Origin of the sequence: Psychrosphaera saromensis (genome assembly GCF_002954545.1) — a bacterium.
GTDB lineage: Bacteria > Pseudomonadota > Gammaproteobacteria > Enterobacterales > Alteromonadaceae > Psychrosphaera > Psychrosphaera saromensis.
In genome coordinates, this window is the sequence record NZ_MSCH01000003.1 from 3,139,287 (window position 1) to 3,153,710 (window position 14,424).

General features: G+C 37.4%; 13 protein-coding genes. 5 read left to right on the top strand and 8 right to left on the bottom strand.

What is annotated here, in order from left to right; all coding sequences use genetic code 11:
• Positions 1–6 precede the first annotated feature (6 nt).
• On the top strand, positions 7–1,782 hold the full coding sequence (locus tag BTO11_RS14135) for a M61 family metallopeptidase (protein WP_105053199.1): 1,776 nt from the start codon (positions 7–9) through the stop codon (positions 1,780–1,782).
• A gap of 92 nt (positions 1,783–1,874) precedes the next feature.
• Here the strand turns inward: BTO11_RS14135 and BTO11_RS14140 are convergent, their stop codons facing one another.
• Together BTO11_RS14140 and BTO11_RS14145 are read right to left on the bottom strand one after the other, a co-directional pair.
• Positions 1,875–2,711 (bottom strand): M23 family metallopeptidase, encoded by an 837-nt coding sequence (locus BTO11_RS14140; RefSeq protein WP_105053200.1) that lies wholly within the window; start codon positions 2,709–2,711, stop codon positions 1,875–1,877.
• On the bottom strand, positions 2,701–3,570 hold the full coding sequence (locus tag BTO11_RS14145; RefSeq protein ID WP_105053201.1) for a 6-pyruvoyl trahydropterin synthase family protein: 870 nt from the start codon (positions 3,568–3,570) through the stop codon (positions 2,701–2,703). The genes BTO11_RS14140 and BTO11_RS14145 overlap by 11 nt, the downstream gene beginning before the upstream one ends.
• Positions 3,571–3,713: 143 nt before the next feature.
• Here BTO11_RS14145 and BTO11_RS14150 point away from each other — a divergent pair, with 143 nt between their 5' ends.
• Together BTO11_RS14150 and BTO11_RS16525 are read left to right on the top strand one after the other, a co-directional pair.
• A complete protein-coding gene (locus BTO11_RS14150) occupies positions 3,714–4,028 on the top strand; it encodes a putative signal transducing protein (protein WP_105053202.1) in 315 nt (104 codons plus the stop codon).
• Positions 4,029–4,357: 329 nt separating this feature from the next.
• Complete coding sequence (locus BTO11_RS16525; RefSeq protein ID WP_181135921.1) at positions 4,358–4,525, top strand: hypothetical protein; 168 nt, start codon at positions 4,358–4,360, stop codon at positions 4,523–4,525.
• Positions 4,526–4,654: 129 nt separating this feature from the next.
• Here BTO11_RS16525 and BTO11_RS14155 read toward each other — a convergent pair whose 3' ends face one another.
• From BTO11_RS14155 to BTO11_RS14170, 4 genes are all read right to left on the bottom strand, one after another.
• Complete coding sequence (locus tag BTO11_RS14155) at positions 4,655–5,212, bottom strand: DUF6436 domain-containing protein (RefSeq protein ID WP_146105495.1); 558 nt, start codon at positions 5,210–5,212, stop codon at positions 4,655–4,657.
• Positions 5,213–5,222: 10 nt separating this feature from the next.
• Positions 5,223–6,713 (bottom strand): methyl-accepting chemotaxis protein, encoded by a 1,491-nt coding sequence (locus BTO11_RS14160; protein WP_105053204.1) that lies wholly within the window; start codon positions 6,711–6,713, stop codon positions 5,223–5,225.
• 185 nt (positions 6,714–6,898) lie between these two features.
• Positions 6,899–7,339 (bottom strand): VOC family protein, encoded by a 441-nt coding sequence (locus tag BTO11_RS14165; RefSeq protein ID WP_105053205.1) that lies wholly within the window; start codon positions 7,337–7,339, stop codon positions 6,899–6,901.
• Positions 7,340–7,424: 85 nt separating this feature from the next.
• On the bottom strand, positions 7,425–9,119 hold the full coding sequence (locus BTO11_RS14170) for an NAD-dependent malic enzyme (protein WP_105053206.1): 1,695 nt from the start codon (positions 9,117–9,119) through the stop codon (positions 7,425–7,427).
• A gap of 292 nt (positions 9,120–9,411) precedes the next feature.
• Here BTO11_RS14170 and hisF point away from each other — a divergent pair, with 292 nt between their 5' ends.
• Complete coding sequence (gene hisF, locus BTO11_RS14175; protein ID WP_105053207.1) at positions 9,412–10,185, top strand: imidazole glycerol phosphate synthase subunit HisF; 774 nt, start codon at positions 9,412–9,414, stop codon at positions 10,183–10,185.
• A 348-nt stretch (positions 10,186–10,533) separates the two neighbouring features.
• Here hisF and BTO11_RS14180 read toward each other — a convergent pair whose 3' ends face one another.
• Together BTO11_RS14180 and BTO11_RS14185 are read right to left on the bottom strand one after the other, a co-directional pair.
• A complete protein-coding gene (locus tag BTO11_RS14180) occupies positions 10,534–11,655 on the bottom strand; it encodes a PQQ-dependent sugar dehydrogenase (RefSeq protein WP_105053208.1) in 1,122 nt (373 codons plus the stop codon).
• Positions 11,656–11,664: 9 nt separating this feature from the next.
• A complete protein-coding gene (locus BTO11_RS14185; protein ID WP_105053209.1) occupies positions 11,665–12,489 on the bottom strand; it encodes a DUF3025 domain-containing protein in 825 nt (274 codons plus the stop codon).
• A 218-nt stretch (positions 12,490–12,707) separates the two neighbouring features.
• Between BTO11_RS14185 and BTO11_RS14190 the strand changes: the two genes are divergently transcribed.
• A complete protein-coding gene (locus BTO11_RS14190; RefSeq protein WP_105053210.1) occupies positions 12,708–14,330 on the top strand; it encodes a M28 family metallopeptidase in 1,623 nt (540 codons plus the stop codon).
• The last annotated feature ends 94 nt before the right edge of the window (positions 14,331–14,424 follow it).

Genomic DNA, 14,424 nt, shown 5'->3' on the forward strand with positions numbered 1-14,424 from the left:
AGATCAATGGCGTCCATCAAATATAAAGTATCGATAGAAAACCCGCTTAAACATCAATTTCGTATTCAAATATCTTTTGTGCCGAATACTGATAAGTTGATGCATATTTCGTTACCCAACTGGATCCCCGGTAGTTACATGATCCGTGATTTTGCTAAACATGTTTTAGAATTAAAAGCACAGGACACATCTGGCGAACTGGTTATTGAGACCATCAGCAAAAATCGTTTTGCCATTAGCCATAACCAGCAAGAAGTCACCGTAACTTATCTCTATTACGCCTTTGATATGAGTGTGCGTAAAGCTTACTTAGACCAAGAGTTTGGATTTATAAATCCGGCAAGCGCTCTATTTTGCATTGACGAACTTAAAGATCAAACCTGTCTGGTTGAATTAGTAAAATCAAATAATCCTATCATTGCAAACTGGCAACCAGCGTCTGGTTTAACGGGCGTTGACCATACCGATAGTTTTGCTTGGGGACATTACAGCGCCAAAAATTACTTAGAGTTTACTGACTACCCGATCTTGTTTGGTGAGTTAGATATTGCTGAGTTCTCAGTGGCTAACACACCGCACTTTTTAGTTACTGTAGGCCAACATTTTGGCGACTTACAACGTGCAGCCAAAGACTTAAAACCATTATGCCAATATCATATAGATATGTTTGATGGACTGCCTGAAGGTGTCGACAAGTATTTATTCTTAACTATGGTTACGGACAGTGGCTTTGGTGGTTTGGAGCACCTTAATTCAACCGCATTAGTATGCAGTCGTTTTGACATTCTTAAACAAGAACAAGAAATTGACGATAATTACACTACTTTCTTAAGCTTATGTAGCCACGAATATTTACATACTTGGAACGTAAAACGACTTAAACCAAAAGAGTTTATTCCGTACCAATTAGAGCAAGAGGTGTACACCAAACAACTTTGGTTTTATGAGGGCATGACCTCTTACTTTGACGACTTAAGTTTGCTTGAAACCAATACAATTACTCAAGACAAGTATTTAGAAATACTAGCAAAAACCTTTACTCGCATTGAGAAAGGTCAAGGGCAATTACGTCAATCAGTAACAGAAAGCAGCTTACATACTTGGACTAAGTTTTATCAACAAGATGAAGCTGCACCAGATCAAATTGTTAGTTATTACCAAAAAGGCGCAGCTATCGCATGTTTAATGGATTTAATCATTAAACAAGACAGCCAAGGGAAAATTGCATTAAAAGATTTAATGCACAAAGCTTGGAACTTATATGGCAAAGAACAGATTGGCACCACACAACAACAACTGGAAGACTTATTCAAATCGTTTATTGGTACTCAAAATCATGATTTATTACATGATGTTTTATACAACACAAACAAGATAGATTTAATCGCAGCCTTTGCTCGTAGTGGCATTGAGCTAAGTTATCAATCACAGCAAAGCGCGACACATGCTCAAGGTATTGTAGAAAACTCAACCAATAATTGGTTAGGCTGTGTGGTTGCTCTTAATAACGGTTACTTAGTGGTTAAACAAGTATTAGAGAACAGCCCAGCAGAGCAAGCTGGTATAGCCGTTAATGATCATTTAATTGCGATAGATAACTTTAGGTTAAACAACTTAAATATCGAAAAAGTATTGAGTACCGTCATTGGCAAAAACACAAGCGTACATTACTTTAGAAAAGATAAACTGTACCAGGCACCTTTGACTGTTGAGGCATCACCTAAATTTGTTGCCAGTTTAACAATTAAAGATACAGAAAAAGCTAAGCTTTGGTTAGGCTAAACCAATTAGATTTAACTTGAAGGTTAAAAACCAACTAACATAACGAAAAAAGCGAACTTAAGTTCGCTTTTTGTTTATTTGTTATTCAACAATTATGGTAATAAAAGTTGCGGGTCGAGTCTGCGGTTAAACCAATTTAAACGCCAGTCTAAATGAGGTCCAGTAACACGGCCTGTTGCACCAATCTCAGCAACTAATTGGCCTTGCTCGACAACATCGCCAGCTTTAACATGCAATGCACTTAAGTGTATATAAGTTGTGGTTATGCCCATACCGTGATCAACAATCAAAGTACCGCCAGAATAATATAAGTCATGCTCAGCCAGCATAACTTTACCAGACCAAGGTGCAATCACCTTAGTACCCGTTTTAGCGGCGATATCCATACCAAAATGTGGACGTTTAGGAACGCCATTAAATACACGCTGACTTCCGTAAACGCCGCTTAATCTGCCTTGGGCAGGTTTAACTACGTCACCGGTAAAATCGGTTCTAAACGACAATCCAGCTCGTGCTTGTTTAACTATCGCTGAATCATTACGAATACGTTGTAATACGCTTTCAGGCGGAGAAACATACTTACTTTCAACACCATTTACTTTATCAACTTTATATTCGCGTTGGGCGATGTCTAAATTTAATTGCTCTTGCGTACCGTCTTTATAACTAATTTTAAAAACAGACTTAGCTTTTGCATCACGGCCAAAGCCAAAAGCAAACAGTTTAGAATTTGGGTGGATTGGTACTTTAACGCCATCAATTGAGGCTTTTTCAACTGCTTTCGTCGCGTTGCCGACTATAAGGCCACCTTGAATAAAGTCACCCGATAAAGTTACATCCTGACTTTGTGTATTTACCGCATTTACTGCAAAGGTAAATAACAAACTAATAATAAAAATTGCTCTATTGATAAGAGTTTTATTCCGCATAAGCAATGGCACCTTTGGCAACACCTTCATAAGCAATGACTTTATAAGTGTTATCTGGATATTGAGCTTTCATTCTATCGGCTATATATTGAGCAATCAACTCTACCGTTGTATCTACCGGCATTATGTACACGTCGTCTTGTTCCAAGGCAATTTCAAACTTACCTTGTGACGATTCATATTTAAATGCAAATTGAGAATCAGTGCATTGGATAAACTCTAAATCTTCATTATTTACTTTGTCTTCAATTGTCGCCACGTAAATATCAGCCCATTCACGAGAGAAGGCTTTTTCCAATTTAGGACTTTTCATGCCATTTTCAAAAATTTGAATTCGAGAACGATGACCATGAGCAATACGTTGGCAATTACCGTCATGTTTTTTAAGGCCATGAGTATAGTGGTAATGGAAACCGCTAATGTCTTCTGGACGTAATGTCAGTTCTACTTTTTTAACGTTATCTGGCAGTTGAGGTTTAATCACAGATGCTAAATGTAAAATAACATCATTCATCGACACCGTATCGGCATCAATAAAACAGAATGCGTCGTCAGGGCTAGAAATAGCAATTTGCTTGCCCTGCTGGTCTTCAAAGTTAATTTTTATGTAATTGCTGTTTTCAACATGCGTGATTTTACAACCTGCATATTCAGATGGCACAACTAACTTATGATCAACGGTATCGTCGATAATACGTTTTACTTGTTTTTTTACCTTACCAAAATCCAACACCATGTTTTGCTCATCGAGCTCACCATGTAATGTCAAATCCACAATCCAACTTTCACCTACCATGCCTCTTTGAAGACACAAATAAGAAAAATCGATCACGGTTAGGTCATTAACAAATAATTGCATTTTACACTCTCAACAAAATAATTGGCTGTATTATACGAGCTTACAACGCATCCCGCATTAATTGTTTTAATCTGCTTGTTACTTTATGTTAAATTAATCAACAAATGATTAATAATTAGTCGTTAAATAGAGCATTATCATCAATGAAAAAAATTGTCAGCCGTTCATCGCTAATAGAATTAGCCCCATACGAATTTGCACTAGCTAGTGCGGGCATTAAATTTCGCAGAAAAAACGAGTTTATTAGTGGTGCTATCGGTGAATTACCTTTTATTGAGGCTTGGCCTGAACTCTGGTTAATTGACGATGAACAGTTTGAACAAGCCCAACAAATATGCCAACGTATCAAACAAGATGTTAATCAACCGCAAATTGACTGGTCATGTTCTGAATGCAAAGAAGAAAATGCCAACAGCTTTGAGTTTTGTTGGTCTTGCGGTGAGTTACGCCGAGTTTAACTATTTAATTGAAAATAAATATAAAAAACTATTTACTTATCAATTCCGTTTATATATAGTCACGGCTGTTATATATTCTTATCTTGTCTATCTAACAAATTACCTATTGGTAATTTAGTTATGCCTTTCCCTTTCACAGTCAGTCATCACTCAAAACATTAAGCTTAGTTGTTGTTAAGTATTCGAATTGCAGATTTTTATATCTAATTTAAGATATTAATTTGATTCGGAATAGTCAGTTATAAATGAAAAAAAATTTCGATTAAACAATAGTAAAGCTTTTCTAAAACAAGCGTATACGAATTACGCAATTTTAAGAGAGTATTATTATGTCTTATACATATAATGGTGCGGAGTATTCAGTTACATCACCCGTACAATCTATCTCTGTAAATAAACAAAATATTGTTATTACAGATAAAACTGGTTCACAGTTATTTAAATTCACGAATACACGTGATTCTAAATCATTTTTAGCTTGGGTTTACCAAGCTTAATTAGTGACCTAGAGATCCTGAACTCAAACTATTGATTTCAGGATCTATTAAACCCTTCTCATACCACACGCTTTCAAAACCTCAACTCCACACACGATAACCGGTTAACTAAACCCGTTTTAGTCATGTTTATTTCGTTTCACTTTTATTGCAGTAACAACCCACAGTATCAGCAACAATTGCAGCTCCAGGCATTTGATTAGACTTATTCGATATAAATGACTCAACAATACCACTGCCAACAGAACAAGAATATCCAGCTGAATATGGCCCAAAGTAAATTAACTTTCCTAAGTCACCAAATACGGCAATTGCGGGGGTTGAAGGGATAATAGGAAGAATGTTGTTTTCAGCTTCAAAGCTCACAGAATCGATATCTACAACCTCATTAGCGTAACCTTGTTGCTTGGCTAACACTTGCACTGAGTCGATATGTTCTTTTGCTATCGAGTTACAAGAGCACCCTTTCTCATTAAAATGAAAAACCGTATTGTTAATACGGTTAAATTGGCTTTTCATTTGTTTAGCAAAAACAACATCAAATTCTGCCGTTGCGGTTTGGCTTAATAGTTTATTGCCGGGGTCAAAGGCTGTCACCGATGAAACCGACAAATAAACTAACCCAGCTAACATGCTGACAAACCATAAAAACACAACTACATAGATTAAGTTACTCTTTATTCTCATAAAATGATGGTCATACGATGAATTTTTCAAGCTCATCATTTAGTCCATCAACCTGCTGTTTAAGTTGGCTAATATCCACTTGTACTTTCTCCATAGCTTCATTTTGCTCTGTAGAAGTAGAGTGTAACCCTTGTGTTGAACTCGATATATCATTTGACACAATCGCTTGTTCTTCAGCTGAGGTCGCTACTGAATTAATATTGTCAGCTACGGTATCAATTTGTTCAATTACCGACTCCATTACAACCGACATTTCGTCCGAGGAAGTAACCGCGTCACCCACTTTTACAATACAAGATGACATTTGAGTAACTGATAAATTAGCATCTTCAATTAATGAGTTAACCACTTCACGAATACTTTCTGCATTTTCACGAGTTTTGGTCGCCAATTGACGAACTTCATCTGCCACAACAGCAAAGCCTCGACCATGCTCACCAGCTCGTGCAGATTCAATCGCTGCATTAAGTGCTAATAAGTTAGTTTGATCTGAGATAGAAGTGATGGACGTCATTACATCAGCAATCTGATCACATTTTGCCGATAGATTTTCGATGGTCGCTGCCGTTGATACAATATCGTCTTTAAGCAAAGTGATATTTTTATTAGATACGCTAATTATCCCTTTAACTTGTGTTGTATTTTCTTTAGCTGACTTGGCATTATTACTGACTTCAACTGTACGACTTGCCACATCATTATTCGTCACTGTCATTTCTTCAATTGCCGTTGCAATTAAATCAACTTTTTCAGCTACATCATGAGTCGATGCAGACATATCTCTTGCTGTATCAGAAACACTTGAAGATGATGTATAAACTTGGTTAGAAATTGTTTTAGCGTGTTCAATTAGCGTTTTAAATGATGTAAGTAAACGGTTGAACTCTCTCAGCTCGATACTGCCTTTGCCTTGCTCTAAAGATACAGATAAGTTAAATACATTTTTATCTAATAGCACTTCATGAACAGTATTACGTATGTGTAAACCAGTTAAGGCTTCTTTATGGCTGTCATTAGCGATATACATCAACACAGCACCTTCCATCACAGCAAACAGCGCATGTATTACCAGAATATAAAAGTACATTTCGCCTTGTTCGAAAATATAAAAAGGCATACTTTGACTTTGCAAAATAAAAAACAAAACATGGTGTACAGCAACAACGAGAACACTAGTTAAAATTACTTTCCAGTCTCTATAAAATATCAACATCGCTAATAAAGAGAATATTTCAAAATGGATTTCAGTTAGGCCACCAGCTTGATGAATATGAACAGCTGTTAATAATTGGATTGCAATCGCGACCGTATGGCGAGTAATTGTAGCAAAAGGTTTACTCGCAATTAGAAATAGCGGCAACGCTGTTATCAAACCACTAAGTAAAAGTGGTGAGTATCCCGTTTGAGCATAGTACGCAATAATAAAACCAAATAAAAACTGGCCGATTAATACCCAGAAGAATAGCTTGTTCGCTTTTTCAATCCAAGGATAGTTGTTCATAGAAGCTCCATAAAAGTTCAACATGTTAATAATTTAAGTGAAATAATTTATAACCTAATAAAGGCTTATATCAGGTATGAGTATTGGATCCTTCCATTGGTTAGTCTTACCGGTAACCACACAGTGTAAATAGGCCGGCAATGTAAAACATTATCGGCCTCAAAATGAAGAACTGTTGTTTAAATTTACCAGGTACCTGTATTAGGCATAGATAACCATGGTTCTTGTGGTACTAAATCTTCATTTTTTTGTAATAATTCAATTGAGATACCATCTGGCGATTTTATAAAGGCCATATGACCACAACGAGGAGGACGATTGATAACAATCCCTGCATCCATTAATTGTTGGCAAGTGTTATAGATATCATCCACGGCAAACGCTAAATGGCCAAAGTTCTTACCACCAGCATATTCCTCTTTATCCCAGTTATAAGTTAGTTCAAGAGTTGGACTTTTACTAACTTTAGCTTGATCTAATTGATCAGGAGCCGCTAAGAACACTAAGGTAAACCGGCCTTTTTCATGTTCGCTTCTGTCAACTTCAATAAGACCTAAATGATCGCAATAAAAAGTTAACGACTCATCTAAATCTCGGACTCTAACCATAGTATGAAGATACTGCATAATACATTAGCCTTTCAGATATAAAAAAACGGTATTTATTACCGTTTTTATAAAAGTTTAATTAGTTTATATAAACGAGTAGGTATTAAACGCTAACTCGTTTGTATGGGCGATATTCTGGCAACCAGAAACCCTTCTCAATTCTTGCTCTTAACTCTTCATCACTGATTGTTAAGGCGTGCCCTTGCTCCATTGCTATTTTAGCAACATTGAAAGCGATGGTTTTACTTAGCTCAGGTAAGTCTTTTAAGTTTGGTAATAAGTTACCATCACCTGTATTTACCACAGGCGATGAGTCAGCCAAAGTCACACTTGTTGCCATTAGCATTTCATCGCTAATGATCTTAGCTTTAACCGCCAACACACCTAAACCTATACCAGGGAAAATATACGCATTATTACATTGCGCTATATGGTAAGACTCCCCTTTGTATTGAACTGGATCAAATGGGCTACCTGATGCACAAATAACATCACCATCCGTCCACTCTATAATCTGTTCAGGACGCGCTTCAATTTGTTTAATTGGATTGCTCAGTGGAAATATAATCGGCGTTTTATTGCCTTTATGCATAGCTTTAATGGCTTCTTCTGTGAACAAACCAGGTACACCAGATACGCCAATTAAAATCCCAGGTTTAGCATTTAGCATTACATCTACTAAACTGGCGTATTCTCCGTCAATTGACCAATCAGCCAAATTAGTTGAATTTTGTACCAATGCTTCCTGAAATTCACGTAAACCTGTCATACCTTCTGTTAACAAGCCAAAGCGGTCCATCATAAATACTTGTCCGCGAGCTTGTTTGTCGGTTAAGCCTTCGCCGATCATTTGTAAAATTATTTGTTCTGCAATACCACAACCTGCTGAGCCAGAACCCACAAACACCACATTTTGCTCAGAAAGTTTTTCGCCTTTTTTACGACATGCAGCCAATAAGGTACCAACCGCAACCGCGGCTGTACCTTGAATATCGTCATTAAAGCAGCATACTTCGTTTCTGTAACGTTTTAATAATGGCATCGCATTTGGCTGAGCAAAATCTTCAAATTGGATCATAACGCCAGGCCAACGCTTTTGCGCAGCGACAATAAACTGATCAACAAATACATCGTAAGCACTTTGGCTAATACGCTTATGACGTTCACCCATATACATAGGGTCGTTTAATAGTTTCTCGTTGTTGGTACCAACATCTAAGGTGATTGGTAATGTATACGCTGGGCTAATTCCACCACACGCTGTATATAGAGATAACTTACCAATTGGAATACCCATTCCGCCCATACCTTGGTCACCAAGGCCTAATATACGTTCGCCATCGGTAACTACGATCACTTTGACATTACGTTTTGTTGCATTACGTAATATGTCATCCATTTGGTCACGTTCTGTATATGAAACAAATAAGCCACGGTTACTGCGATATATATCAGAAAAACGTTCACACGCTTCACCAACGGTAGGCGTGTAGATAATTGGCATCATTTCTTCAATGTGGCGATTTAACAGTTTAAAAAATAAGGTTTCATTGCTGTCTTGAATATTACGTAAGTAGATGTGCTTATTAATGGCTTCTTTAAAGCTTGAATACTGTAAGTAAGCTCGTTCTACTTGTTCCTCTATCGACTCATAACGAGGTGGTAATAACCCCATTAAGTTAAAATTAGTTCGTTCTACTTTAGAAAACGCTGTACCTTTATTTAATAGCGGAGTTTCAATTAATGCAGGCCCTGCATGATGAATATAAAGTGGGCTTTTCGGTACAAGTTCAGACATAGCAATTCCATTGATAGACATAAAGTAATTAATAACCTGTATTTTACGGAACAAAATGCAAAATGTGAAAGTATCAATTCGATTTTACCCAATATAACAAACTGGTAATACCTGATGGAATAGGGTTTCCCCTAAATTTGTACTAAAAACACACTGCTTTTTTAAAATAAAAATAAATCATCAAAATTAGATCACTCCAATAATAATAAAAGATATTCGCGTAAACAGTTGACAGCCAAGCCATAGAAAATTAAATTGCGCCTTTACTCTAATTATTCATACTGAGAATTTCATGTTAGCCAAAAGAATCATCCCTTGTTTAGATGTTAAAGACGGAAAAGTTGTAAAGGGTGTTCAGTTTAGAAATCATGAGATTATTGGTGACATAGTGCCATTAGCAAAACGTTATGCTGAGGAAGGTGCTGACGAGTTAGTGTTTTATGATATTACCGCATCAAGCGACGACCGAGTGGTAGACAAGTCCTGGGTAACGAAGATTGCCCAAGTGATAGATATTCCATTTTGTGTTGCCGGCGGAATTAAAACCGTAGAGCAAGCGGGCGAAATTTTAGCGATGGGCGCAGACAAAATATCCATCAACTCCCCTGCACTTTCTAATCCTGAATTGATCACACAATTACACGACACCTACGGCCAACAATGTATTGTTATTGGTATAGATTCATTCTTTAATAAAGACACTGGCGATTACGAAGTTTACCAATTTACTGGTGATGAAACTCGTACCCAAAAAACCAGTTGGAAAACCATAGACTGGGTTAAACATGTGCAACAGCTAGGTGCAGGTGAGATTGTTTTAAACTGCATGAATCAAGATGGTGTAAGAAGTGGTTACGACATCAAACAGCTTACTGAAATAAGAGCCGCTTGTAATTTACCGTTAATCGCCTCTGGTGGCGCAGGTGAGATATCTCACTTTGAAGATGTATTTAAACAAGCAAAAGTAGACGGCGCATTAGCCGCCAGTGTATTCCATAAACAGATCATTAATATCCAAGAGCTGAAGAAAACGTTATTAGCCAACGGTATTCCGATGAGAGGCTAAGAGTTGCGAGTTGCGAGTTGCGAGTTGCGAGTTGCCCAAAATTTTAATCTATAAACCTTTATAGTTGATATTAGTAACGTAAAGGTTTTAATTTTTTATTAGAGAATAATGCTTCATATTGATTTGTTAAGAAAATTTACAAAATAGTAATGGTATATCACCATTAACTGTCTTTACAGTTGCATTCATTACCTACCAAAACGAAATCAAAACTACCTTCTCCAAATAATAACTAGATATAAAAAGTGTTTTTCCATTTCAATAAATCCGGTTCTAATTCAATTTTGCAGTTAAAAATTCTATCTCGTAACTCGTAACTCGTAACTCGTAACTAGAGACTCGCCACTGTTACCTTTCTAACTTAATCAACTTTCCGCTGTCAGTTAATAAGTAAATATTACCTTGTTTATCCAGCTCTATATCTCGAAAGCGTTCGCCTAAGTTTTTTAAATAACTGCTTTGACTCACTACTTTAACTGGCGCTTCACCACTTGCGTCTCCAGTGTTTGCTAACTCCACCAAACGCAGTTCTTGATACTTTAATGTGGTATTGAGTAAGTGGCCGTTTAACTGAGGGAAAGCGTTTCCGTAATACACTAAGATAGACGATGGCGCGATAGATGGTGTCCAATTGACTAAAGGTTGCTGCATCCCTTCTTTTGACGAATCCTCACTAATGATCTCACCAGAGTAATCTACGCCATAGGTAATTTCTGGCCAGCCATAATTCAAACTAGGCTTAATGATATTTACTTCATCACCGCCTTTAGGGCCATGTTCATTAGAGAATAAGATGTTTCGTTTAACGTCAAAGCTTAAGCCTTGAGGGTTACGATGACCGTAAGAGTATATTTCTGAATTGCGGTTGGCTTTTTTTACAAATGGATTATCCGCAGGAATACTGCCGTCGTCTTTTAACCTGATCAACTTACCTAAATCGCTGGTTAAGTCTTGTGCATGATCTTTATAAGAATAGCCATCCCCTACTCCAAAGACGAGAGTATTATCCGGTAAAAATTCTATTCTGCCTGCAAAGTGATAACCGCCACTTTTCATAAACCGTGGAGAAAATAATACTTCAACCTGACTTAACGTATTGCCAACAAGCTTGGCTCTAGCCAGATGAGTACCATTTTTATTCTTTTTTTGAGGATCAGAGCTAGCAGCAGAATAAGTGAAATACAGCCAATGGTTATTGGCAAAATCAGGGTGGGCTTTTACATCTAACAAACCACCTTGTCCTATATATAAAACCTCAGGTAAACCGACTATTTTGGCCGACAACGATTTACCATTCCAACGTCTTAATTGGCCGTTACGCTCGGTTATGATCAAATCACCATTGGGTAATGTCGTCATGCCCCAAGGCTGGGTAAGGCCAGAAACCAAAGTTGTGGTTTTAAAAGTAAATTCAATTGCTGCGTTTACATTAAAAGTTAAAAAGATAACTAACAATAAATACCATTTCATAGGTATATCCTATTTATCCGATTTAGGTCTGAAATAATCTGTGTTGTCATAAAAGCTAAAATCTTCATTGGCGTCTAACCACTTAGGTACGCCCATTAATGGCAACGGATATAAATTACTATTGTCATTTAACACACCATTTTTAAGTGCTGTAGCTAATTTTTGGTCGACCATACGGTATTGCACATTAAGAGGTAAGCCTGCAATTTCAGCACTGGCTTCAATGACCAACCATTTACCGGTTAAACCAATATAAGGTTTAGTTAACATTTCATAATTTGCATGCCCAAACTGGTAAACCGCAACACCGTCTGCTGACGGTTGATGCCATAAATCTCTTAGCTCTATAAATGCTTGTTGCCATTGATGTTGCTTTAACGCATTTAACAAGGTTTGATTATTGGTGACTAGGACAACACCACATTCATCAAACAAGGTTAACGCGTTTCTTAGACTACTACGATTTTGAGTGCCTAACTGTTTGATGTCATCGTAATGCAGTTTATTAATAGTCGCTTTAGTATTAGGGAACATACACCAAGATAGTGCACCAAAAATATCATGCCACGACTTTGCTCGAGTAGGCACTTTTCCCGTTTCATAAATATATTCTTCATAAGCCACAGCCGAATAATCTTGCTCTGCCGATTGAGGAACAAACTGGATTGTCTTGTTATTTAAGTTCTTAAGTTCATCTGGCTGTAATGTTTGTAGGGCTTCGCAGCTTGGCCAACCCGCCCATTCATCAAATGCAGTCATACGGTTAATATGATCATAACAACCTTGATCAGCAAAGCTGGTTGTCCATTCAGTAAACGTTTCAAATTTTTTCATAGGGTAATATTAATTCACGGCCAATCTCTGTTAATTGCAGGATACAGTAAACCATTGACAGTAAACAAAGAAGTTTTCACAAAAAAATTACAATTAGCACTATTTACAATCAAAACAGATAGATATACTCAGGCTAAGTTTAAATCGCATGTGGCATGCTCGCAGGTAATTTAATACATTTATACGAATTCAAAAAAAGCGAATAAAAGGACAAAAACATGAGAATAAAAATAAAGGCCATCACACTGTTCGCCAGTGTATTAGCCAGTTTTACATCCGCTGCGGAAGATAACTTCCAAAAAGCTTATGATTCAATTACCGGTGCTGATATTGGCAAACATGTAAAAGAAATATCGAGTGACCGTTATATGGGTCGTTCACCAACAGGTCCGGGTGAAAAATTAACGTTAGATTATTTAACCAAACAATTTACTGAATTGGGTTTTAAACCAGGCAACGGCGATAGTTTTTTACAGCCAGTTGATTTGGTCGAGATCATTGGTAACGAAGATCAAGTATTAACCATAGGCGGTAAAGAATATAAATACCGAAAAGACATGGTTACAGGTACAAGCCGTACTAGCGAATTTGAAGAGTTAAAAAATTCAGAATTAGTTTTTGTTGGTTATGGTATTAACGCACCAGAATACGACTGGAACGACTATGAAGGTTTAGACATGAAAGGCAAAACCGCGGTCATTTTAGTTAATGACCCTGGGTACGAGTCTGGTGATCCAAACTTATTCCAAGGTACAACCATGACCTATTATGGTCGTTGGACATACAAATATGAAGAAGCAAGCCGTCAAGGTGCCGCTGGTGCAATTATCATTCATGAAACCGCACCTGCGTCATATCCTTGGTCTGTAGTAGAGAATAGCTGGACTGGTCCACAATATGGATTATGGAAAGACGACGGCAATAAAGGCCGTATCGCGGTTGAAGGTTGGGTTCAACTAAATGTTGCCAAAGAGATCTTCACTAAAGCGGGTTTGAATTTTGATAAATTAAAAAAACAAGCCATGCAAAAACCAACGTCTGTTAAATTAGGTGGCTTAACTGCGTCGGTTGAAGTTAAATCAAAAGTTAAAAAATCAGTAAGTAATAACTTTATTGCGACTTTACCAGGTGACAAAGCAGCCGATGAACATATTTTATATACTGCTCATTGGGATCATATTGGCGTAGATACAACTAAAAAAGGCGACCAGATTTATAACGGCGCACATGACAACGCAACGGGCATTGGTGGTTTACTTGAAATTGCTCAAGCCTTCACAGAATTAAAACAACCTCTATCTCGTTCAGTCACTATGCTTGCGGTAACAGCTGAAGAACAAGGCCTTTTAGGTTCTCGATTTTATGCAGAAAACCCAATCATCCCACTTAATAAAACCGTTGCAGCTATCAATATGGACAGCTTAAACATTTTAGGTAAAGTGAAAGACATTAGTGTAAACGGCTTAGGTAAGTCAGAACTTGATGATTACTTAACAACGGCGGCGGCAAAGCAAAGTCGTACTCCTGTAACAGGTGAGCACCCTTCTGCTGGTTACTATTACCGTTCAGATCATTTCAACTTTGCCAAAGTAGGCGTACCTGCATTATATGCCGGTGGTGGTAATGAGCCAGTTGATGAAGCAACGGCAAAATACCGTAAAAAAATGTCGTTAATCGTGACAGGTTGTTATCACCAACCATGTGATAAATTCCGCACTAGCTGGGATTTGTCAGGCGCACAACAAGACGTACAATTATTCTTTGATGTTGGCTACAACATAGCAAATGGTGAAGCTTGGCCAAAATGGTCTGAGACGGCTGAGTTTAAACGTCAGAAGTAATCGCTAACTCAAGCTTTGTTTATTCAAGTTTGCTAACAAATAAATCTGATATTTAGTCAGATTTACACAAAAAAGGCTCTGCATTGCAGAGCCT